The following is a 410-nucleotide window of genomic DNA, read 5'->3' as shown; positions in this document are numbered from 1 at the left end:
CGACGAAGGCCTCATCGAATCTCAGTCCTACCTAGGGAGTTTGGCGTGACCGCACGATCTGATGTCCTGTTCGACCCGAACCGGACCGACTTCGACCAGTTCGACAGCAGAACCCGGGAGATCTTCCGGGCCACCATCGACTTCTTCGAGTCCCACGGCAAGCGGTGGCTCAAGCAGCAGGACCGGGATCGGGTCTGGTACAGCGACTTTCTCGACCTGGTCAAGCGGGAGGGCATCTTCGCGACGTTCCTGACGCCTGCGTCGGAGGCCGCCGGCGATCCCGACAAGCGCTGGGACACCGCGCGCAATGCCATGTACAGCCAGATTCTCGGGTTCTACGGGATGCAGTACTGGTATGTCTGGCAGGTCACCATTCTCGGTCTCGGTCCGATCTGGCAGTCGGAAAACAC

1 pseudogene is annotated in these 410 nt (G+C 61.2%); it reads left to right on the top strand.

Annotated features, from left to right (window positions below):
* Positions 1-45: 45 nt before the first annotated feature.
* A pseudogene (locus RNC47_RS37205) lies at positions 46-410 on the top strand (acyl-CoA dehydrogenase); the annotation flags it as partial.

It is taken from the genome of Streptomyces millisiae, assembly GCF_031845425.1.
Classification (GTDB): Bacteria; Actinomycetota; Actinomycetes; order Streptomycetales; family Streptomycetaceae; genus Streptomyces; species Streptomyces millisiae.
This window is presented reverse-complemented; position numbering and strand designations above follow the sequence as displayed.